This window comes from Cryptosporangium sp. NPDC048952 (genome assembly GCF_043197895.1).
Classification (GTDB): Bacteria; Actinomycetota; Actinomycetes; order Mycobacteriales; family Cryptosporangiaceae; genus Cryptosporangium.
Map to the genome: position 1 here is coordinate 993,294 of NZ_JBICTY010000002.1, position 19,137 is coordinate 1,012,430.

General features: G+C 70.5%; 21 protein-coding genes and 1 pseudogene. 14 read left to right on the forward strand and 8 right to left on the reverse strand.

The genetic code is table 11. The annotated features are described in order from the left end of the window. Positions 1 to 27: 27 nt before the first annotated feature. Together ACGFY5_RS12935 and ACGFY5_RS12940 are read left to right on the forward strand one after the other, a co-directional pair. On the forward strand, positions 28 to 756 hold the full coding sequence (locus ACGFY5_RS12935) for a GntR family transcriptional regulator (protein ID WP_392719783.1): 729 nt from the start codon (positions 28 to 30) through the stop codon (positions 754 to 756). A gap of 55 nt (positions 757 to 811) precedes the next feature. Further along, entirely contained in the window at positions 812 to 2,134 is a 1,323-nt protein-coding gene (locus tag ACGFY5_RS12940) for an alpha/beta hydrolase family protein (RefSeq protein WP_392719784.1), read from the forward strand. A 54-nt stretch (positions 2,135 to 2,188) separates the two neighbouring features. Here ACGFY5_RS12940 and ACGFY5_RS12945 read toward each other — a convergent pair whose 3' ends face one another. Beyond that, on the reverse strand, positions 2,189 to 2,851 hold the full coding sequence (locus ACGFY5_RS12945) for a response regulator (RefSeq protein WP_392719785.1): 663 nt from the start codon (positions 2,849 to 2,851) through the stop codon (positions 2,189 to 2,191). Continuing rightward, a complete protein-coding gene (locus ACGFY5_RS12950; RefSeq protein WP_392719786.1) occupies positions 2,848 to 4,002 on the reverse strand; it encodes a sensor histidine kinase in 1,155 nt (384 codons plus the stop codon). Before ACGFY5_RS12950 ends, ACGFY5_RS12945 begins: the two co-directional genes overlap by 4 nt. A 95-nt stretch (positions 4,003 to 4,097) precedes the next feature. Between ACGFY5_RS12950 and ACGFY5_RS12955 the strand changes: the two genes are divergently transcribed. Next, the gene (locus ACGFY5_RS12955) at positions 4,098 to 4,802 is read left to right on the forward strand and encodes a glycosyltransferase (RefSeq protein ID WP_392719787.1); all 705 of its coding nucleotides are present in this window, start codon (positions 4,098 to 4,100) and stop codon (positions 4,800 to 4,802) included. 48 nt (positions 4,803 to 4,850) lie between these two features. On the opposite strand, the gene ACGFY5_RS12960 is transcribed toward ACGFY5_RS12955, so the two are convergent. Continuing rightward, the gene (locus ACGFY5_RS12960; RefSeq protein ID WP_392719788.1) at positions 4,851 to 5,750 is read right to left on the reverse strand and encodes a LysR family transcriptional regulator; all 900 of its coding nucleotides are present in this window, start codon (positions 5,748 to 5,750) and stop codon (positions 4,851 to 4,853) included. Between the two features lie 76 nt (positions 5,751 to 5,826). On the opposite strand from ACGFY5_RS12960, the gene ACGFY5_RS12965 reads away from it, so the two are divergent. Beyond that, positions 5,827 to 6,915: a tartrate dehydrogenase gene (locus ACGFY5_RS12965; protein WP_392719789.1), complete on the forward strand. Its 1,089-nt coding sequence runs from the start codon at positions 5,827 to 5,829 to the stop codon at positions 6,913 to 6,915. 78 nt (positions 6,916 to 6,993) lie between these two features. Then, positions 6,994 to 7,491, forward strand: a complete 498-nt coding sequence (locus tag ACGFY5_RS12970; RefSeq protein ID WP_392719790.1) for an RDD family protein — start codon at positions 6,994 to 6,996, stop codon at positions 7,489 to 7,491. A 42-nt stretch (positions 7,492 to 7,533) separates the two neighbouring features. Here the strand turns inward: ACGFY5_RS12970 and ACGFY5_RS12975 are convergent, their stop codons facing one another. Together ACGFY5_RS12975 and ACGFY5_RS12980 are read right to left on the reverse strand one after the other, a co-directional pair. Next, entirely contained in the window at positions 7,534 to 7,965 is a 432-nt protein-coding gene (locus tag ACGFY5_RS12975; protein WP_392719791.1) for an amino acid permease, read from the reverse strand. Beyond that, positions 7,925 to 8,158 (reverse strand): hypothetical protein, encoded by a 234-nt coding sequence (locus ACGFY5_RS12980; protein ID WP_392719792.1) that lies wholly within the window; start codon positions 8,156 to 8,158, stop codon positions 7,925 to 7,927. The genes ACGFY5_RS12975 and ACGFY5_RS12980 overlap by 41 nt, the downstream gene beginning before the upstream one ends. Before the next feature lie 42 nt (positions 8,159 to 8,200). Between ACGFY5_RS12980 and ACGFY5_RS12985 the strand changes: the two genes are divergently transcribed. Both ACGFY5_RS12985 and ACGFY5_RS12990 read left to right on the forward strand, forming a co-directional pair. Beyond that, positions 8,201 to 8,377, forward strand: coding sequence for a hypothetical protein (locus ACGFY5_RS12985; protein WP_392719793.1), 177 nt, complete (start codon positions 8,201 to 8,203; stop codon positions 8,375 to 8,377). A gap of 116 nt (positions 8,378 to 8,493) precedes the next feature. Then, positions 8,494 to 9,888, forward strand: coding sequence for an alkaline phosphatase PhoX (locus tag ACGFY5_RS12990; RefSeq protein ID WP_392719794.1), 1,395 nt, complete (start codon positions 8,494 to 8,496; stop codon positions 9,886 to 9,888). A 39-nt stretch (positions 9,889 to 9,927) separates the two neighbouring features. Here ACGFY5_RS12990 and ACGFY5_RS12995 read toward each other — a convergent pair whose 3' ends face one another. Together ACGFY5_RS12995 and ACGFY5_RS13000 are read right to left on the reverse strand one after the other, a co-directional pair. After that, positions 9,928 to 10,827, reverse strand: coding sequence for an SMP-30/gluconolactonase/LRE family protein (locus tag ACGFY5_RS12995; RefSeq protein ID WP_392719795.1), 900 nt, complete (start codon positions 10,825 to 10,827; stop codon positions 9,928 to 9,930). Between the two features lie 23 nt (positions 10,828 to 10,850). Continuing rightward, the gene (locus ACGFY5_RS13000) at positions 10,851 to 11,612 is read right to left on the reverse strand and encodes an SGNH/GDSL hydrolase family protein (RefSeq protein ID WP_392719796.1); all 762 of its coding nucleotides are present in this window, start codon (positions 11,610 to 11,612) and stop codon (positions 10,851 to 10,853) included. 133 nt (positions 11,613 to 11,745) lie between these two features. On the opposite strand from ACGFY5_RS13000, the gene ACGFY5_RS13005 reads away from it, so the two are divergent. Beyond that, on the forward strand, positions 11,746 to 12,996 hold the full coding sequence (locus ACGFY5_RS13005; protein ID WP_392719797.1) for a SpoIID/LytB domain-containing protein: 1,251 nt from the start codon (positions 11,746 to 11,748) through the stop codon (positions 12,994 to 12,996). Between the two features lie 46 nt (positions 12,997 to 13,042). On the opposite strand, the gene ACGFY5_RS13010 is transcribed toward ACGFY5_RS13005, so the two are convergent. Further along, positions 13,043 to 13,459 (reverse strand): CBS domain-containing protein, encoded by a 417-nt coding sequence (locus ACGFY5_RS13010; protein ID WP_392719798.1) that lies wholly within the window; start codon positions 13,457 to 13,459, stop codon positions 13,043 to 13,045. Between the two features lie 168 nt (positions 13,460 to 13,627). Here ACGFY5_RS13010 and ACGFY5_RS13015 point away from each other — a divergent pair, with 168 nt between their 5' ends. The 6 genes and pseudogenes from ACGFY5_RS13015 (at position 13,628) to ACGFY5_RS13040 (ending at position 19,076) form a co-directional block, all read left to right on the forward strand. After that, on the forward strand, positions 13,628 to 14,197 hold the full coding sequence (locus ACGFY5_RS13015) for a DUF4142 domain-containing protein (protein ID WP_392719799.1): 570 nt from the start codon (positions 13,628 to 13,630) through the stop codon (positions 14,195 to 14,197). Between the two features lie 58 nt (positions 14,198 to 14,255). After that, positions 14,256 to 14,769, forward strand: a pseudogene (locus ACGFY5_RS13020) (DUF3626 domain-containing protein). Positions 14,770 to 14,784: 15 nt separating this feature from the next. Beyond that, the gene (locus tag ACGFY5_RS13025) at positions 14,785 to 15,906 is read left to right on the forward strand and encodes a YibE/F family protein (protein WP_392719800.1); all 1,122 of its coding nucleotides are present in this window, start codon (positions 14,785 to 14,787) and stop codon (positions 15,904 to 15,906) included. Positions 15,907 to 15,987: 81 nt separating this feature from the next. Then, positions 15,988 to 17,457, forward strand: coding sequence for a diguanylate cyclase (locus ACGFY5_RS13030; RefSeq protein WP_392719801.1), 1,470 nt, complete (start codon positions 15,988 to 15,990; stop codon positions 17,455 to 17,457). A gap of 39 nt (positions 17,458 to 17,496) precedes the next feature. Further along, complete coding sequence (locus tag ACGFY5_RS13035) at positions 17,497 to 18,048, forward strand: RNA polymerase sigma factor (RefSeq protein WP_392719802.1); 552 nt, start codon at positions 17,497 to 17,499, stop codon at positions 18,046 to 18,048. Beyond that, entirely contained in the window at positions 18,045 to 19,076 is a 1,032-nt protein-coding gene (locus ACGFY5_RS13040) for a hypothetical protein (protein ID WP_392719803.1), read from the forward strand. Before ACGFY5_RS13035 ends, ACGFY5_RS13040 begins: the two co-directional genes overlap by 4 nt. The last annotated feature ends 61 nt before the right edge of the window (positions 19,077 to 19,137 follow it).

Here is a 19,137-nt window from a genome sequence, read left to right on the forward strand (position 1 = left end):
GCGATGGCTGAGCGATAAGCTCGCTCGGTGGTCACCGAATCGCTCGCAACGCTCACCAGCGACACGCTCGCCGACCAGGCCTACCGGTCGGTACGGGCGGCGATCGTTACGGGCGAACTCCGGCCCGGCCAGAAGGTGACCGAGCGCGGCCTCGCCGAGCGGCTGTCGGTGAGCCCGACGCCCGTCCGGGAGGCGATTCGTCGGCTGGAGCAGGACGGGCTGCTCGAACGCACCGGTCCCCGCACGGTGAAAGTCTCCGACCTCGGCGACACCGCGCTGCAGGACCTCGCCGAGGTCGAGGTGGCGTTGCGCGGCATGGTCGCGCGGTTCGCGGCCCGCCACGCGACGCCGGAGAAGCTCGACAACCTCGACACGATCCTCGACGAGGCCGACGACCTGCGGATCCTGATCACGCAGCGGCTCGCCGACGGCGCCTCGACGACACGGCACATCAACCAGCTGCTCGACACCGTGCAGCGGTTCAACGACGCGGTCAACGCGTGTGCCGGCAACCCCGTGCTGGTGCGCCTGCTCGACCAGACCCGGGTGTTCTCGCAAGCGGAGAGCCGTGCCCGGCGGCTCGAGCGCGCCACCGAGGACCCGCACTTCGGCGAGGAGCGCTGGGCGACCCACCGCGCGCTGGTCGACGCCCTGCGTGAGGGGGACGAAGTCACTGCCGAAGCCGTCGTCATCGAAGACGCGCGGGGCGGGCTGGACGCGTTGTTGTCCGCGGGGCATCCCTCCACGGAGGTATAGCCGCTACCTCCCGCAGGGGACGACACTCCTGATCGGGCACTCCTACCTTTCGGCCGTGATCGATGTGACGAAGCTCTTACAGCGAACCGTGTCCGGCGCGCTCGTCGCCGCGGCACTCGTGACGACGCTCGGCGGCGCCGCGATCGCCGCACCGCACGCGTGCCCGGAACCGCTCACCGACACGGCCTCCTGCTACTCCGGCCAGGACGCCGACGGCGCGTACTACACGATCGCCGTCCCGAAACGCTGGAACCGCTCGCTCGTCGTGTACGCCCACGGCGGGCCGGGCTTCACCGCCACGGCCGAGGAACCGGCCGCGGACCTCGCCGAGTGGGCGGTGCTGGTCGAGAAGGGATACGCCTGGGTCGCCTCGTCGTACCGCCGGGGTGGTTACGGCGTGCGGATGGCCGCCGCGGACACCGAGAACGCCCGGAAGACGTTCGTCGAGACGATCGGCCGGCCGTCGCGGACGTACCTGCACGGCCAGTCATGGGGAGGCAACGTCGCCGCGAAGGCCGCCGAGGTGTATCCCCGCTCGTGGGACGGTGTGCTGCTGACCAACGGGCTGCTCGCCGGTGGGTCGCGCGGTTACGACGCCCGCGTCGACCTGCGCGCGGTGTACCAGTACTACTGCCGCAACCTCCCGGGACCGGCCTGGCAGGGCCTGCCGAAGGACTCGACGCTGACCCCGGACGATGTTCAGGCGGGGCTCGAGGCGTGCACCGGGAAGGCCGGGAAACGTACCCCCGCACAGCAACGGAACCTCGACGACATCCTCGCGGTGACCCGCCTGCCCGAGCGCACGCTCGACGTCCACCTGCAGTACGCCACGTTCCTGTTCCAGGACATCGTGTGGAAGCGCCTGGGCGGCCGGAATCCGTTCAGCAACCAGGGCGTGCGCTACACCGGGTCGCACGACGACCGGGCGCTGAACGCCGGGATCGAGCGGTTCGCCGCGGATCCCACCGCGCGCCGGGACCTGTCCTACGACAGCGACCTCACCGGGCAGGCACGCATGCCGGTGCTGACGTTGCACGCGATCGGTGACCCGCAGGTGTTCGTCGAGAACGAGTCGGCCTACCGGGCGCACCGCCTGGTGCAGACGTTCACGACCGAGACCGAACACGGAGGTCTGGCCACCGGCGAGTACGTCGCCTCGATCGACGCACTGGACGCGTGGGTGCGCACGGGTCGCGCGCCGTCGCCGCGGTCGATCGCGGCGTCCTGCACCGGGACGTGTTTCTACGATCCGGGGTACGACCCGGCGCCGTTCGCCACGAAGGTGCGGCCCCGTCCCGGGGGCACGACGTGGCCGGCGATGACCGCCGCGCAGGAGCACGCGTGGAGCCGGATCGACGGGGTGGGGATAGCTCCCTAGGGAGCGAGCGTGCGGCGGAGGGCTGGGTGCGCCCAGTCGGCGCGCGGCGGGAATCTACTGCTGCTGGCCCGGCTTGACCAGGCCGTTCTCGTAGCCGAAGACGACGGCATGGACGCGGTCGCGCAGGCCGAGCTTGTGCAGGATGCGGCTGACGTGGGTCTTCGTGGTCTGCTCGGCGATGAACAGCGTCTCCGCGATCTCGGCGTTGGACTTGCCGGTCGCCACCTGCACGAGCACTTCCCTCTCGCGGTCGGTCAGCGCGGCGAGGGCACCCATCCCTGTTCCGGCAACCGGCTGAGCGTCGATGAAATTCTCGATCAACCGACGCGTGACGCGCGGGGACAGCAGAGCTTCACCCTCCGCGACGACGCGGACCGCACGCATCAGCTCGTCGGGACCGGTGTCCTTGAGCAGGAACCCGCTCGCGCCGGCACGCAGGGCTTCGTAGACGTAGTCGTCGATGTCGAACGTGGTCAGCATGAGCACGCGCGCTGACTGTCGCCCGCCGAGGATCTCGCGGGTCGCGGCGAGACCATCGAGCACCGGCATCCGGACGTCCATCAGGATCACGTCCGGGCGCAGGCTCCGGCAGCGGTCGACGGCCTCCTTCCCGTTCTCCGCTTCGCCGACGACAGTCATGTCCTCGGGCGAGTCGAGGATCGCGCGCAGCCCTGCGCGGATCATCGGCTGGTCGTCGACGACGAGAATGCGAATCACTTCTGCTCCAGGGGGAAGAGGGCCTCGACGCGGTACCCGCCGTCGGGTCGGTAACCGGTGGTCAGCTGCCCGCCGGCCGAGCGGACCCGTTCACGCATGCCGAGCAGGCCGTGCTTGACGCGGTTGGCGTCCTCCATCGGCGCCGGCGGCCGCGTGGGCGGCTCGTTGACCACCTCGACGTGCAGCTCACCGTCCGCGGTGGCGACGTCCACCCGCACGCGCGCGCCCGGTGCGTGCCGCACGACGTTGCTCAGTGACTCCTGCACCAGCCGGAACACGGTGAGCTCCAGCGCTTCCGGCAGCTGTCCGACGGGACCGACCCGCAGGTCCACCTCGACGCCGCCGTTCTTCGCGGACTCGACGAGTTCGCCGAGGTGCCCGAGGTCGGGCATCGGTGCCAGTTGCCGACCGGCGTCCTCCTCGCGGAGCACGGACAGCAGCTGACGCATTTCGCGCAGTGTCGTCTTCGTGCCGGCGGCGATCCGGTCGAACTCGGTGCGCGACTCGGGGTCCATGTTCGGGATCCGGTACGCGGCCGACGTCGCCTGCATGTGGATCACCGACATGCCGTGCGCGACGACGTCGTGCAGCTCGCGGGCGATGCGGTTGCGCTCCTCGACCAGCGCCCGCTGCGCCTGTTCCAGCTCGACGTCACGACGCGCCTTGGCCAGCTCACGCCGGACCGTGCCCCGCTGCCGGACGACGACCGCGGCGAACAGGATCAGCACCGAGATCAGCGCGTAGATGATCTGGTTCTCGGCGGTGTCGTCGCCGGATCGATCGTTCGGGTCGAGCAGCACGAGCACGATGCAGAGCAGCACGCTGCACCACCAGGTCGCCACGGCCGCGCGCCAACCGGTGCGCAGTCCGATCAGGCCGATGTGCGCGATGAGCACCGCAGTGACCGGCGCGGGCAGGGGCCACGACGCGGCGAGCGCGAGCACCGACGCCCCCGCGAACTGCACGGCGGTCGCCGGCCAGGGCCGGATCAGGGCGAGCGGCAGCGCGGCGCACTGCGCGCTCGCGGCGGCGAAAGCGACGAGTGGCGGCACGTCGAAGGCCGTCGCGGTGGTCGACGTGACGACGACGAGCAGGAGCAGCGCCACGGCGCCGACCGCGAGCCACGCCCGGCGAGGTACGGATTCATCCATCACGAGCCACGGTACCTAGGGGTGACCTCCGGAAACGTCGGCCCGCAGGGGCATCGGGCCCCCTACCGGAGAGTGACACCGTTCGGCTCTCCCGCGTGACGCCCGGTGCGGAACCTTCGTACGCGGCGTCGTTGGCGATGGCGGCCGGGGTGCGGGGGCGGGTGATGCCGATCTCGTGCGGGATCGATCTGTCGCGGTTCGCCGCAGGGACGTCGGGGGCTTCGTTCCGGGCGAAGCACCGGCTCGATTCGCGGCCGGTGGTCACGTATGTCGGGCGGCTGGACGTCGAGAAGAATGTGGACGTCGTCATTCGGGCTTGTGCGGTTTTGGGGCTCGACGCTCAGCTGTTGATCGTGGGGGTGGGGGCGGAGCGGCGGCGGCTTTCCGCGCTGGCCTCGTCGTTGGGCGTTCCGGTGACGTTCGCGGGGTTCGTTGCGGACTGTGACCTGCCGGCCGCGTATGCCGCGACCGACGTCTTCGTCAACGCGGGCACCGCTGAGTTGCAGAGTCTGGTGACGTTGGAGGCGCTCGCGTCCGGGAAGCCGGTGGTGGCGGCGGATGCTTCGGCGCTGCCGCACCTGGTGCTCGACGGCACGACCGGGTATCTGTTCCCGCCGGGGGATGCTGCGGCGTTGGCGGACCGGTTACGGCGGATGGTGTCGGACCCGGAGGGGCGGGAGCGGATGGGGGCGGCTGCGCGTCGGCTCGCGAAGCATCACGATCAGGACCGGACGATCCGGGCGTTCGAGCAGTTGTATGCGTTCGGTACCGATCGGGTGGCGCTCAAGGCGGTCAGCTGATGCCGTTGCCGCTGCTGTTTCTGGTCACGACGCGCGATGCGGGCGACATCACTTTCCTGCCGTAGCAAGTCGCGCCGGCAACGTAGCGGCGAGGTGATCGATGAAGTCGCTGGTCCGCCGCGGCACGTGCCGATCGCTGTCCAACAGTGCGTAGATGTCCGCGGGCGGCGTCGGCACGTCGGGCAGCACCCGCACCAGCGACCCGTCGTCCAGGAATCGCTGCACTTGCCACATCGAGCGCATGATGATTCCCCGCCCCTCCCGCGCCCAGTCGGTGACGATGTCGCCGTCGTTGCTGGAGAGCGACCCACCCACCCGGATCCGCTTCTGGTTCGCGGCGTCCCCGAAGCGCCACAGCGCGAAGTCGCCCTCGTTCTCGCGCAGCACGATGCAGTCGTGCGACGCGAGATCTTCCACGGAGGCGGGCTCGCCCCGGGCCGCCACGTACGCGGGCGCGGCGCACGGCACCCGCCGGTTCTCCGCGAGCCGCCGCAGCCGCAGCGTCGAATCCGGCGGTGAACCGACGTGGATCGCCACGTCGAACTCCCGGCGGTGCGGCCGCAGCGGCAGCGCGGACGTCCGCAGTTCGCAGTGCAACGCCGGCCGGGCCGCCGCGAACTCGCCCAGCAGCGGGGCGATGTGCGCCCGGCCCAGCCCGAGCGTGGCGTGCACGATCAGCGAGCCGCGGACGTCACCGCTGACCAGATCGTCCAGCTCCCGGACCTGGTCCAGGATCTGCTCGACCCGCTCGGCGTAAACGTCGCCCTCCGACGTGAGCGTCAACCGCCGGGTACCGCGCTGCACCAGACGGACGCCGAGCCGCTGCTCCAGCGCCGACAGCCGCTTGCTGACCACGGGCAGCGACCAGCCCAGTTCGCGCGCCGCGGCGGTGAGCGTCTCGTTGCGCGCGACGACACGGAAGAACGCCAGATCGTCGATGGAGCTCATTGCTTTTCCGTACGTGAAAGGCAGCCTTGCCGTCAAGCGTCTTGCGATGCCCCCGCAGCTCACGCAGGGTACGGGAATGTCTCAGCGCTACCGCATCGCGGTGATCCCCGGTGACGGGATCGGAACCGAGGTCGTCCCCGAAGGCCTCCGAGCCCTGCGGAAGGCAGCCGACGCGTACGACTTCGAACTCGACGTCGAGGAGTTCGACTTCGCCAGCGCGGCCTACTGGGAGCGCCACGGCACGATGCTGCCGGGTGACTGGCAGTCGACGCTCGAAGCGTTCGACGCGATCTACTTCGGCGCGGTGGGGTGGCCGGAGGTCGTGCCCGACCACGTGTCGCTCTGGGGCAGTCTGCTGCAGTTCCGCCGGGTGTTCGACCAGTACGTGAACCTGCGGCCGTGCAAGCTCATGCCGGGTGTTCGCAGCCCGTTGGCCGGGCGCGCGCCGGGTGAGATCGACTTCGTCGTCGTGCGGGAGAACACCGAGGGTGAGTACTCCAGCATCGGTGGACGCATCTTCGAGGGCACGGAACGCGAGACCGTGCTGCAGGAGACGGTCATGACGCGGCACGGCGTCGACCGGGTGCTGCGGTTCGCGTTCGACTACGCGCGGAAGCGGGACGCGAAGCACCTGACCTCGGCCACGAAGAGCAACGGGATCTCGATCACGATGCCCTATTGGGACGAACGGGTCGAGAAGATGGCCGCTGACTTCTCGGAAATTCGAACGGACAAATACCATATCGACGCTCTGGCAGCGCATTTCGTGCTGAACCCCGATCGTTTTGACGTCGTGGTGGCCAGCAATTTGTTCGGCGACATCCTGTCCGACCTCGGACCGGCGTGCACCGGGACGCTCGGCATCGCACCGAGCGCGAACATCAATCCCGAGCGGCGGTACCCGAGCCTGTTCGAACCCGTGCACGGCTCGGCGCCCGACATCGCCGGCCAGGGCATCGCGAATCCCATCGGCCAGATCTGGTGCGGCGCGATGATGCTCGAACACCTGGGCCAACCCGATGCCGCCGCAGACGTTCTCGCCGCCATCGAGGCGGTACTGGCCGAGCAGCCCGAGACCCTCACTCCCGACCTCGGCGGACCCGGGACCACAGCAGGCCTCGGCCGAGCCGTCGCCGCCCGCCTGGGCAGCCCGGCCGGCGGGTAGCTCGCCGTCGACCGCTGAACCGGAGGGCCGGGGCGGCCGTGTTGGGCTCAGACACCGGCGAAGGAAGAATCCTCTCTCGTGACGCAGCCATCCCAGACCGCGCAGCCCGACAACGACGCCCTGCCCGACGACTCCGCCGACTCGGCCGAGTGGACCGAGGTCAACTCCCAGGGCACGCGGGCCGGGCGGCCCGCCGCGCTGGTCCGTCGCGCCGGCGCGCGGATCGTCGACTTCGCGGTGTGCGGCGCCGTGGCGTCCGCGCTGCCGTGGTGGGTCGCGGCGCCCGTGTCCGTCGTTTGGCTCGTCGTGCCGGCGTGGCTGGCCGGTGCCACCGCCGGTAAGTGGCTGTTCGGAATGCGCCTGACCCGCTACGACGGCGCCCGGCTCACGTTCGGCCGGGCGCTCGCCCGCGAGGCGTTCGTCGTCGGCAGCTTCGTTCTCACGCTGATCGCCATGCTCAACACGCTGGTCATGGTCAACGACCCGCGCGGGCAGGGCTTCCAGGACAAGATCGCCGACACCGTCGTAGTCGACGCGAAAACGACGGGGCGAACCCCGGCGCCCCGTCGGCAGTGACGCATCGCCAGGCTCCGCCGCCGCCGCGGCGGTGATGCTTCCTCAGGCCTCGTCGACGGCCACGTGCGTGTGCGGGATGTGGATCACGCCTGGTAGATCACCGCGATGGCGAACCAACCCCATCGAGAACAGCGGTTTGCCGTCCTCGTCGTGACCGGCCGGGAAGTGGTCGGTGCTGCGGTGCCTGATCCGCACGACCAGCAACGGCAGCGTGACGCCCGCCCCCACCACGATCGACGTGACGACCGGCGTACCGGTACGCGGCGAGACTTTGCCGAGCGCCTTCGAAAACGGCAGCGCACCTTCGCGGGCCATCGAGTACGTCATCCGCGCGCCCAGGATCAGCAGGCCACCACCGAGACCGGACGTGGTCAGCGCCCTGATGATCGTCTTCGGCGTCGTCTTGCGCGGTGAGTGCGTCTCCTCGGCGAGCTCACCGGCGGAGTCGAACCCCACCATGACGTACGCGGCCATCAGCGACGACGCCAGCCAGGCCATAGAGGTAGGTGCCGCTGCCCTCCCAGCCGGTCGTGTGCAGCACCACCGACGGGCCACGCTCCGACAGCGCGAACAGCACCCCGATGAGGATGACCACGCCGACGATCTCGATCGCCACGACCTGGCACCCCGCCCTCGACCAGGTCGCCGCGAACCCGATCGGCGCCAACGCGAGAATGGTCGCTACACGAACTTCGCCAACCTCCTCGGCATGGCGTCACTCGCGATACCGGCCGGCGCCTCCTGCCTCGGCAAGGCGATCGGCGCGGTCACCCTCGCCGACGGCCGTACCGTCCGGGGATTCCTCGCCGAACCCATCGCGACCCACGGCGCGGACGACATCACCTCCCACGGCTCCTGGCCCGCAGCGCTCGCGGCGATCCCGTGACTACTGGGCGGACCGACAGTTCGCCGAGACGTCAGCGCGCGTTTGTCCGCTACACGCTGTACTTGCCCTTACTGTCCACGGTGCATCGGGAAACGCGTCGACAAGGAGCTCTCCCCATGACCGAGGCAGTATCCCGCCGTTCCGCACTAGCCCTCGGCACCGCCGGTGCCCTGGGCATCACGTTCGCTGGAAGCATCGACGCGATCGCGGGCACCGCCGCCACGGCCGCGGCGACGAGCCAGACCGGGACCTCGGGCTACGGCCCGCTGGTGGCTGACCCGGCCGGCCTGCTCGCCCTTCCGAAGGGCTTCAAGTACACGATCGTGGCGGAGGCCGGCAAGACGAAGCTCGAGTCGGGCCAGCCGACGCCCAGCGACGCCGACGGCACCGCGAGCTTCCCCGGCCAGCGCGGTCTGACGCTGGTCAACAACCACGAGAACGACGGCACCGAGCCCTACCCGGTGCCCGCGCTCGAAGGCCTCACGTACGACCCGGCCGCCAAGGGAGGCACGACGAACATCGACGTCGACCACCACGGCAAGCGGATCCGCGAGTACGTCAGCCTGGCCGGCACCCACAACAACTGCGCCGGTGGCAAGACTCCGTGGGGCACGTGGCTGACGTGCGAGGAGACCGAGCAGAAGGCCGTCGCGCCGTTCACGAAGGACCACGGGTACGTCTTCGAGGTCGACCCGTTCGACCGCGCGGCCAACAAGAACCCGGTGGCGCTGAAGTTCCTCGGCCGGTACTCGCACGAGGCGGTCGCCGTCGACCCGCACAACCACACGATCTACCTCACCGAGGACGCCAACGAGCCGCACGGCCTGTTCTACCGCTGGACGCCCCCGGAGGGCTTCCACGGCGGCAAGGGCGCCCTGCGGCGGCTGGCGGCCAAGAGCGACACGGCCGGCAAACTGCAGGCCCTGAGCGCCTCCGCCGACGGCAAGCACGTCGCCGACCTGTCCCAGGCGACGAAGCCGGGCACGAGGTACAAGGTCACCTGGGTGGACGTGCCGGACCGCGACGCCAAGAGCGTCTCGGTGCGCAAGCAGTTCCCGGCCGGGCAGGTCACCGGTAGCCGGAAGCTCGAGGGCGCGTGGTGGGGTCACCACGGCGCGTACTTCGTCGCCAGCTACGCGCGCAAGGACGACGGCAGCGTCGCCGAGCACGACGGCCAGGTGTGGTTCTACGACCCGCGGTCCAGCACGATCACGCTGGAGACGATCTTCGGTGTCAACAAGACCCCGGAGAAGGACGGCGCGTTCGACGGGCCGGACAACATCACGGTGTCGCCCTATGGCGGCGTGATCCTCGCCGAGGACGGCGAGGGCGTCCAGCACCTGATCGGCGTCACCGACCGGGGTGCGTCGTACGCGCTGGCGCGCAACGACTTCAACGGCAGCGAGTTCACCGGCCCGAACTTCAGCGCCGACGGTTCGATCCTGTTCGCGAACATCCAGACGCCGGGTTACGTCTTCGCGATCACGGGCCCCTGGACCCGCGTTCGCTGACCCACTGGCCCGGCCGTCGACGACGGCCGGGCCACCGGGTTACGGGCGGCCGGCGTGCGGGACGTCGACGGTGGCGCTCAGGAGAACAGCTTCCCGCACCGGCGCGCGCAGGTGCTCGTAGAAGTCCGGTGCGGCGCACATCAGCAGCGTCCGTCCGTCCTCGCCGCCGAGCGCGCAGGCGAACACGCCGAGGTTGTCGGGCGCGCGGATCTCGTCGACGATCTCGCCGCCCGGCGAGACCCGGATGACCCGGTTGCCGACGGCGTCCGCGGCCCAGAGGTGACCGTCCGCGTCGAGCGTGCAGCCGTCGGGAGCGACGACGAGCTGCCCGAGGACCTCCTCGGTGGTGGTGCCGGTCGGCGCGGGAGCGAATTCGGCCCACACCCGCCGGTTGGACAGCGACCCGTCCGCGCCCAGGTCGAACGCGGTGTACCGGTTGCCGAGCGTCTCGCCGACGAGCAGCGTCGAGCCGTCCGGGGTGATCACCGAGCCGTTCGGGAAGAACAGTCCGTCGGCGACGACGGTCACCGTGCCGTCGGGGTCGACGCGCTTGAGCCGGGCGGTCTGCAGGTTGCCGCCGCCCATGAGGTCGAAGCCGAAGTCACCGACGTAGATGCGGCCGGCCTCGTCGATCACCAGGTCGTTGAGGTGGCCGCCGCAGTGCGGGGACAGGTCGGCGTACTCGGTGAGCGCGCCGTCGGCCCACCGGAGCAGGCGGTGGTCCTTCATCGAGACGATGACGAGTGAACCGTCGGGCAGCCAGCCCAGCCCGGACGGCTGCGCGTCCACCTCGGTGAGCACCGTTTCCGTGCCGTCCGGGGTGATCCGGCTGACCGTGTGCCGGTAGAAGTCCGACACCCACCAGGTGCCGTCCCGCCATCGGGGTCCCTCGAAGAATCCGCCGCCGCTGAAGACCGTCCGAACGTCTCTGTCCGTCATGAGCAGCACGTTAACCGTGGGACTCAGGTCACGGCCAGGGTCAGGAGCAGTTCGTCCGCGATCGCCCGCATCCCCGCGGCGTTCGGGTGGAACGCCCCCGTGTTCGCCTGGAACCCGTTCACCCACGGTTCGGGAGTACCGACGCCGTGCCCGGCGCTGAGCACGGACGCCTGGATGAGGTCGGTGCCGGTGTTCTGCGCGGCCATCGTGAACGCACCGTTGACCCGGCGTCCGAGGGCACGCAGCGCCCGGTGCTGGGCGTCGTCGAACGGTTCCGCGGTGATCTTCTCGTCGAAGATCGTGAGGTAGTCGACGAGGACCACCCGCGCGCCCGGCGCCCGGGAACGGACCGCCTCGACGATCGTCCCCAGCCCTTCCACGACAACGTCGGTGTCCAGCACCGGCACCGGACCGCGGGCCAGCCGGTTGCCCAGCGGGCGGGTGAACCAGCGGCGCCGGAAGCGGTTCGCGAAGGCCAGGCGGAGCACGGTGGCGAGGTAGCCGAGGTCGTTGCCGCCGACGGTGACCGTGACCAGGTCCGCGCCCTCCGGCACACCGCTGAGCTGCGGCGGGAACGTCTTCCGGGCGACCCGCTGCGGTTGGTCGAGGACCGTCGCGATCGTGGCGCCGCCCACCGTGAGGTCGGTGAGCTCCGCGCCGAGCCCCTCGGCGACGAGATGGGCGTAGTTGGCCCCGGAGCGCCCCGCGGCCCCGTCGACGACCGGCGGGATCCCCGGCCCGGACGCGAACGAACTACCCAGCGCTACGACGTGTCGGTACGGCATGGGCCCATCCGATCAGGTGCCGCTCGGTTACCGGACAGGAGGGCCCTGGTTGCGCGGGGCAACGCGTCCTCATCCCGCAACCGAACGCGCCGAAATGCCTGGTGTAACCCACGAGACGAAGGGGGGCGCACCAATGGCCCGCACCGCCACGATGCTCCGCCGCAGCGCCCTCCTGCCGGCTGCCGCGCTCGTCGCCGCCATGGTCGGCGGCGGACTCGCGTCACCCGCCCAGGCGGCCGCGCCCACGGCCAACGCCACCGCCGTCTCGACGACCGGCGTCACCGTCTACGGCGCGGGCTTCGGCCACGGCCGTGGCCTGAGCCAGTACGGCGCCAAGGCGGCCGCGAAGAAGGGCCTGACCGGTGCGAAGATCGCCGGCTTCTACTACCCGGGTGCGGCGCTGACCTCGAAGGGCAACCCCGCGCTGCGGATCCGCCTCTCCGCGATCGACGGCGGCAACTTCACGTTCTCGCCGGTCACCGGCACGACCGTGAGTGGCATCGTCGCCACCGCCGCCACCGGCAAGAAGGTGACGCTCCCCGCGCAGCCCGGCTGGCACGTGGCCCGCAGCGGCGCGAACTACGTCGTCCAGAAGAAGGTCGGCAACCGCTGGACGACCGCCTACACGCTCGCCGCGCCGGTGACGTTCAGCGGACCGAAGACGCTCAAGCTGACGTACAACAAGGCCAAGACCGACTGCCGCGGCGGTGGCACGGTGACGTTCGACGGGTCACTGACCGCGACGACCTCGGACAACGCCCCCCGCTACGTCGCGAAGATGCCGATCGACACCTACCTGCGCGGGGTCGTGGCGTCCGAGATGCCCTCCAGCTGGCCGGCCGCGGCGCTCCAGGCGCAGACCCTGGCCGCCCGCACCTACGCCACCGCGAAGATCTCCGCGAGCCGCTACTACGACGTGATCGACACGCAACAGAACCAGTGCTGGGACGGTGCGGTGTCCGAGACCGCCGCCACGAACGCGGCGATCACCGCGACCGCGGGCAAGGTGCTCACGGTCGGCGGCAAGGTCATCAGCGCGGAGTTCTCCTCGGACTCCGGTGGCTTCACCGCGACCGGCGGCGTCAGCTACCTGCCGACGAAGGCCGACCCGTACTCGCTGGCGTCCGGCTCGCCGGCGATCAACTGGGTGAAGGTCGTGACGCCGGCGCAGCTCGCCGCGATCGACGGCCCCGCCGGCCTGCTGAAGGTCACCGCCGTGAAGGTGACGAAGCGCTCGAGCGGCGGACGGTGGGGCGGACGCGCGGATTCGTTCGACCTGACCGGCACGGTGGCCGGTGGCAAGACGACCACGGTGTCGATCACCGGTACGACGTTCCGCGTGAAGCTCGGCCTGAAGAGCACCTACCTCGGCTTCAGGAAGTAAGCCCGACTGACCGGCCGGCGTCCTCCAGGACGCCGGCCGGCTGCGTTCACGGGCTGGTGAGCGCGTCGAGCAAGTCCCCGACCGGCTGATCGGACAGCGCCCTCGCCACGTCGGCGAGCGCGACGATCCCGACCAGGTCGTGACCGTCGATGACCGGCAGCCGTCGCACCTGGTGCGTCTTCATCGTCTGCAGGATCTCGGCCGCGTCGTCGTCGGCGCCGATCGTGACGGGCTTCCCCTGGGCGAGTTCGCCCGCGCGGACGTCACCGGGCGCGCGGCCCTGGGCGATCGCCTTCACGACGATGTCCCGGTCGGTGATCATGCCTTTGAGCCGATCGTCCGAGCCACAGATCGGCAGCGCGCCGACGTCGAGCTCGGCCATCCGCCGGGCGGCGTCGGCCAGGGTTTCGGTCTCCGCGACGCAGTCCGGTTGTGGCGTCATGATTTCTCGGGCGGTGGGCACGGGTGCCTCCTCGAGTCGTCGGACTTCGGTGCCCCCGGATACCCGCCTGCGCCCGCCTGATTCGGTGACCGCGCGAAATCATTCGGCAACACAATCGACGCAACGCCGCATGGGGCGCGCCGTCCAGGGCATTCGGCGGCGGCCATGCCCCACACACAGGGAGTTCCCATGCAGGCACAGCACGCTTCGCCACGCCGCGTCATCGTCGCGGGAGTGGCTGCGCTCGCCACGCTCTTAGCCGTCCTGATCGGTTCAGCGGCTCCGGCAAGCGCGACGACAGGTGTGAACACGCAGGACCGCACCTACCTTCGGGCAGCCCACCAGGCGAACCTGGCCGAGATAACGGCGGCCAAGATCGCGCTGGACAAGGCCACCGAACCGGTGACCAAGCAGCTCGCCCGGGTGTGGATCCGGGACCATAGCAGGCTGGACGCCGCTCTGCGCCCGGTTGCCCGCAAGCTCGGCGTCGCCCTGCCGGCGGCGCCGAACGCGCAGCAGCGGGCGCTGGCCGCGAAATACCGGGCCACGTCCGGCCCGGCATTCGACCGGCTCTGGATCTCCACCCAGATGACCGCTCACCACCAGGCGATGGCCCTCGGTGACGCGGAGCTCCAGAAGGGCTCGGCGGCGCCGGTCAAGAAGCTCGCGCGCGACGCGGCACCGGTGATCGCCAAGCACGGCACGCTGCTCGACAAGGCGGCGAAGATCGTCGACGGCGAGCACTGCAAGCACCATTGAGTAGGACGGGCGGGGCGGCGCGTGATCTGCGCGCCGCCGCGTTCGGCAGGATGAGCCCGTGCTCGACCTGACCTACGCCGCTCTCGCGCTCGCGCACGTCGACTCGCTGGCCCGTGGTGAAGCGCTCGATCCGTCGCTTCGGGTCACGCTGCACTTCCACCCCGACCGCGTCGCGAATGGCGTCGACATTCTGCGGTTGATGGCCGCTGACGGCCGGTACCGGTCGCAGTTCGAGACCGGCACCAGCAACGGCGGGCTGACCGCCCACCCGGGCGGCGACCGCTGGCGCTGGGAGAGCCGCCTGTTCGCGCAGGCGTACGACGACGCCCCACCCGACGCCCGGCCGGTCTACGGGTCGCTCAACCCTGCTAGCGCGGTACGCGTGTCGAAACCGCCGCTCAGGCCCTCGGCGTGCCGATCGAGTGGCACACCGGGTTCGCGACACCGTCGACACGATCGCGGCGAACCCCGACTTCCGCGGCCCGCACATCGTCACGGCCGCCCGCACCGGCGCGGAGGACGAGCAGGTGCTCAAACGGATCTGGCACTACACCGCCCGATTCGGCGGCTGACTAGGGTCGACGGCTATGCGTGCTCCGTGGCGACCCGTCCTGGTGGTCATTCTTCCGATCGCGCTGCTCACGATCGTCGCAATGGTCTGGCTGTGGCCGTCCGGAGCAAGGACGGCCGCGGACGACACGCAGTACGTCGACGGCACCGTCAGCACGGTGGTCCACGCGGCCTGCACGTCGGAGGAGGCCGCGCAGGCGGCCGGTCGCACCGACTGCGGCGGTATCGTGCTCCGCCTGACCAGCGGCCCGGACGCCGGCGAAGACGTCACCACCGACGTCCCGAGCGGCCCCGGCGCCCCGGACGTCCACGAAGGCGACGACGTCGTCCTGCTGTACCTGCCCGACACGCCGGTGGGCGAGCCGTACCAGATCGCCGACCACCAGCGCGGCACCCAGCTGTGGGTACTCGGCGCGGCATTCGTGCTGGCAGTCCTCGCGTTCGGACGGTGGCGCGGACTGAGCGCGCTGGCCGGCCTCGCGGTGACGTTCGCCGTCCTGCTGTTCTTCGTCGTACCGGCGATCCTCCACGGTGAGCCGCCGCTGCTCGTCGCGATCGTCGGCTCCGCGGCGATCATGCTCGCTGTGCTCTACCTGACGCACGGCGTCGGCACGTCGACGTCGGTCGCGGTGATCGGCACGCTGACCAGCCTCGCCCTGACCGGCGCGCTGTCCTGGCTCGCGGTGCGCGCCCTGCACCTGACCGGCGTCGCCGACGAGCAGGCCAACTACGTCGGCATCACCCACGACGTCAACCTGCAGGGCCTGCTGCTGGCGGGCATCCTGATCGGTTCGCTCGGCGTGCTCGACGACGTCACCGTCACCCAGGCGGCCACCGTCGACGAGCTGGCGCGGGCCAATCCGGCGTACCGGTTCGGGCAGCTCTACCGGTCGGCCACCCGGGTCGGCCGAGCGCACATCGCCTCGGTCGTGAACACGATCATCCTGGCCTACGCCGGGGCGTCGCTGCCGCTGCTGATCCTGATCACCGACAGCGGGCAGGGCATCGGCCGCGTCCTGACCAATCAGTTGGTCGCCCAGGAACTGGTCCGCAGCGCCGTCGGGACGCTCGGCCTGATCTCCGCGGTACCGATCACCACTGCGCTGGCCGCCCTCACCGCGTCGAGGGAATTGCGCTGAACATCCGCCCGGGGACGGAGCGCGCGTTAACCTGAGCCACAGTGGCTCCCTCCCCGACAAGCCTCAACCGATGATGAGCGCATGAGACGTGTCCCCGCGGTGCTCGTACCGGTCTTCGCCGCTGTCTGCGGTCTGCCGGCCGCGTTCCTGCCGGGGAGTACGTTCGCACACGTTTCGTACCTGATCGGCTTCAGCACCCTGGTCGGCCTCGGCTGGGCGCGTCTGCGCATGCTGTCGGGCCCGCAGCGCACGGGGTACGCGTTCATCGTCGCCGCGCTCAGCGTCTGGCTCACCGGTGACCTGCTGCAGGACGCGCTGCGTTGGCTGACCGGGCCGGTCGGCGACGTGTCGCCGGCCGATCTGCTGTGGATCAGCGGCTACCCGCTGCTCGGGATCGGACTGGTGCGGCTGGTCCGCTTACGCGCGCCCACCCGCCTGCGCGAAGCCGTGCTCGACGCCCTCGCGATGGCCACCGTCATGGCATGGCTGTGCTGGCAGTTCGTGATCCGGCCCGCCGTCGAGAGCGCCCAGCTGTCGCTGGCGGTCGTGATCGGCTCGATCTATCCGCTGGGTGACGTCCTGCTGTTCGCCGCCGGCGCGATCCTGGTGCTGGCCCCCGGCTCCAAGCGCGGCCCGACCCGCTACCTGATCGCCGCGCTCGCGATCTCGCTGATCGGCGACATCGCGATCTCCCTGCTTCCCACGCTGGTCGACGATCTGTCCCGCATCGTGCAGGCCGACCGCCTCGACGGCGTCCTCTTGGTGTCCAACAGCCTCTACGTCGCCGCGGTGCTGCACCCGGACGCCGCCCGCATCGCCGAGCCCGACAGCTCCCGCGAGGAACGCCTGCACCCGGCGCGCGTGATCTTCCTGGGTATCGCGCTGGCGGCGCTGCCGATGTTCGCCGGGCTCCAGTCGATCGAGGGCATGGTCGGCCGGGTGTCGCTCCTCGTCTCGATCGCGGTGCTGACCGCGTTGATCCTGGTCCGGTTCGTCCTGGTGGTGCGTGAACAGGAGTCGGTGCGCGCGATGCTCGCGCACCAGGCTCATCACGACCAGCTCACCGGGCTGGCCAACCGGCAGGCGCTGCACGCGGCGCTGGATCTGGCGCTCAACCGCGCGCGCGAGATCGGCGCGCCCTACGCGCCCGTCCTGTTCTATCTCGACCTCGACGGCTTCAAGCAGGTCAACGACCACTACGGACACGCCGCCGGCGACTTCGTCCTCGCCGAGTTCTCCCGCCGCCTCAAGGCAGAACTGCGCACTGGCGACGTCGCAGCGCGGCTCGGTGGGGACGAGTTCGTCGTGCTGTCGGAGAACATCAACACCGACGACGAGGCCCAGGCACTCGCGGACCGGCTCCGGGGCCTCACCGTCGAACCGGTGACCCGCGCGACCGACGAGCGGTTCTCCATCGGCGTCAGCGTCGGCGTCGCGGCGGCCGGCCAACTCGACCAGCTCGACTCCGACGCCCTGCTCGCCGCGGCCGACGGGAGCATGTACTCCCAGAAATCCCGCCGCTTCCCACCCCCGGACCTCGTTTCCGCCTGAAAGCCGTCACGATGCGGGCCAGCCGAACATGGAGTAGGCGTGACCTCCGGATCAGAGGACCGTTTCCGACGGATCTACGCCGCGAACTTCGACCCGCTGCTCGCGTACGCGCTCCGACGCGTCGAGCAGCCCGAGGACGCCGCGGACGTCGTCGCCGAAACGTTTGTCGTCGTGTGGCGGCGCAGCCGCGACGTGCCACCCGACGACGAAGTCCGGCTGTGGCTCTACGGGGTGGCCCGGCGGGTGCTGGCCAACCACCACCGCGGCGGGCAGCGACGGGAGCGCCTCGGCGAGCGATTACGGCAGCGGCTGAAGGCCGCGGTCCCGGTCGATCCCGGTACCGAGGTGCCGCAGCGGCTCGTGGTGCGCGACGCGCTGGCGCGCCTGGGCGAACTCGACCGCGAGGTCCTCATGCTGACGTTCTGGGAAGGGCTCGAGCCCCGCGAGATCGCCGCCGTACTGGGGCTGAGCGCGCCGACAGTGCGGTCGCGCCTGTCCCGGGCCCGTTCCCGGTTGCGTGAACTCGTCGGTCACGATTTCGACGTGCCCGGACATGTAGTCGATGTCATGCCGACCGAGGAGGGCCGATGACCGACGACTTCGACCGGGCGATCCGCGACGCGGATCCCTACCGACCGGGTGTGAGCGACGGGCTCGGCACCGCGGCACAGGATCTGCTGGAGGACATCGTGTCGATCACCGAAACCCCCGCGCGAAGGCGCCTGTACATACCGCTGGTGGGCACCGGAGTGGCCGCCGCGGTGATCGCCGGCGTGTTCGCGCTCTCGACACCGGACGCCACCCCGCCCGACCGGGCCCCGGTGACCAGCTCGTCGTCCAGTGCGGTGACGTACTCGGCGCTCGCGCTCAAAGCAGCCGAGCAGAACCCGCGGCTGCTGATCGACGAGCCCGGATGGACGGTGAACTACCTCGTCGGATTCGCGGACAAGACCGGGTCGATCCGGTGGGCCCGCAACGGCGTGGAGGTCGAGATCAACTGGCGTCCGGCCGAGTACTACGAGAGCTACCACGCAGACCGCCTCGACGCCGGGAAGTCCGAGCCGGTGACGATGGCCGGCCGCAAGGGCGTTCTGTTCACGAACAGCCCGACCGACTACGGGGTGATGCTCCCGCCGAGCGGGGCGAACTTCGTCGAACTGCAGACGACCGGGCAGTGGACGCGGGCACGGTTCGACGAGGTGGTCTCGCACGTGGTGCAGGTGGACGTGCAGCAGTGGCTCGCCGCGTTGCCACCGGAGATCGTGACGCCGGACCGGATCCGAGAGCGGGCGGACGAGGTACTGGCCGGGGTGCCGCTTCCGCCCGGGTTCGACAAGGCGTCACTCGCTGACCTCGGCACGAACGACGCGTACCAGTTCGGTGCGCAGGTGGCGGGCCGGGTGGGGTGCGGATGGATCGCGGAGTGGGAGCGGGCCACGAAGGCCGGCGACGCCGCTGCGGTGAAGCGAGCCGCCGCCGCGTTACGGAGCAGCCACGGCTGGAAGTTCCTGAAAGACATGGACGCCGAAGGGGACTACCCCGAAGTGTTCTGGGAGCTGGCCGACCAGGTGGTGGCCGGGACCGCGCCCGAGGGGTACCAGGACTCGCTGGGTTGCTGATCCCTGGCGTGCCGTAGCGACGCGTGACGCGGTGACTACGATGTTCCGCAGTGTGCCGGAC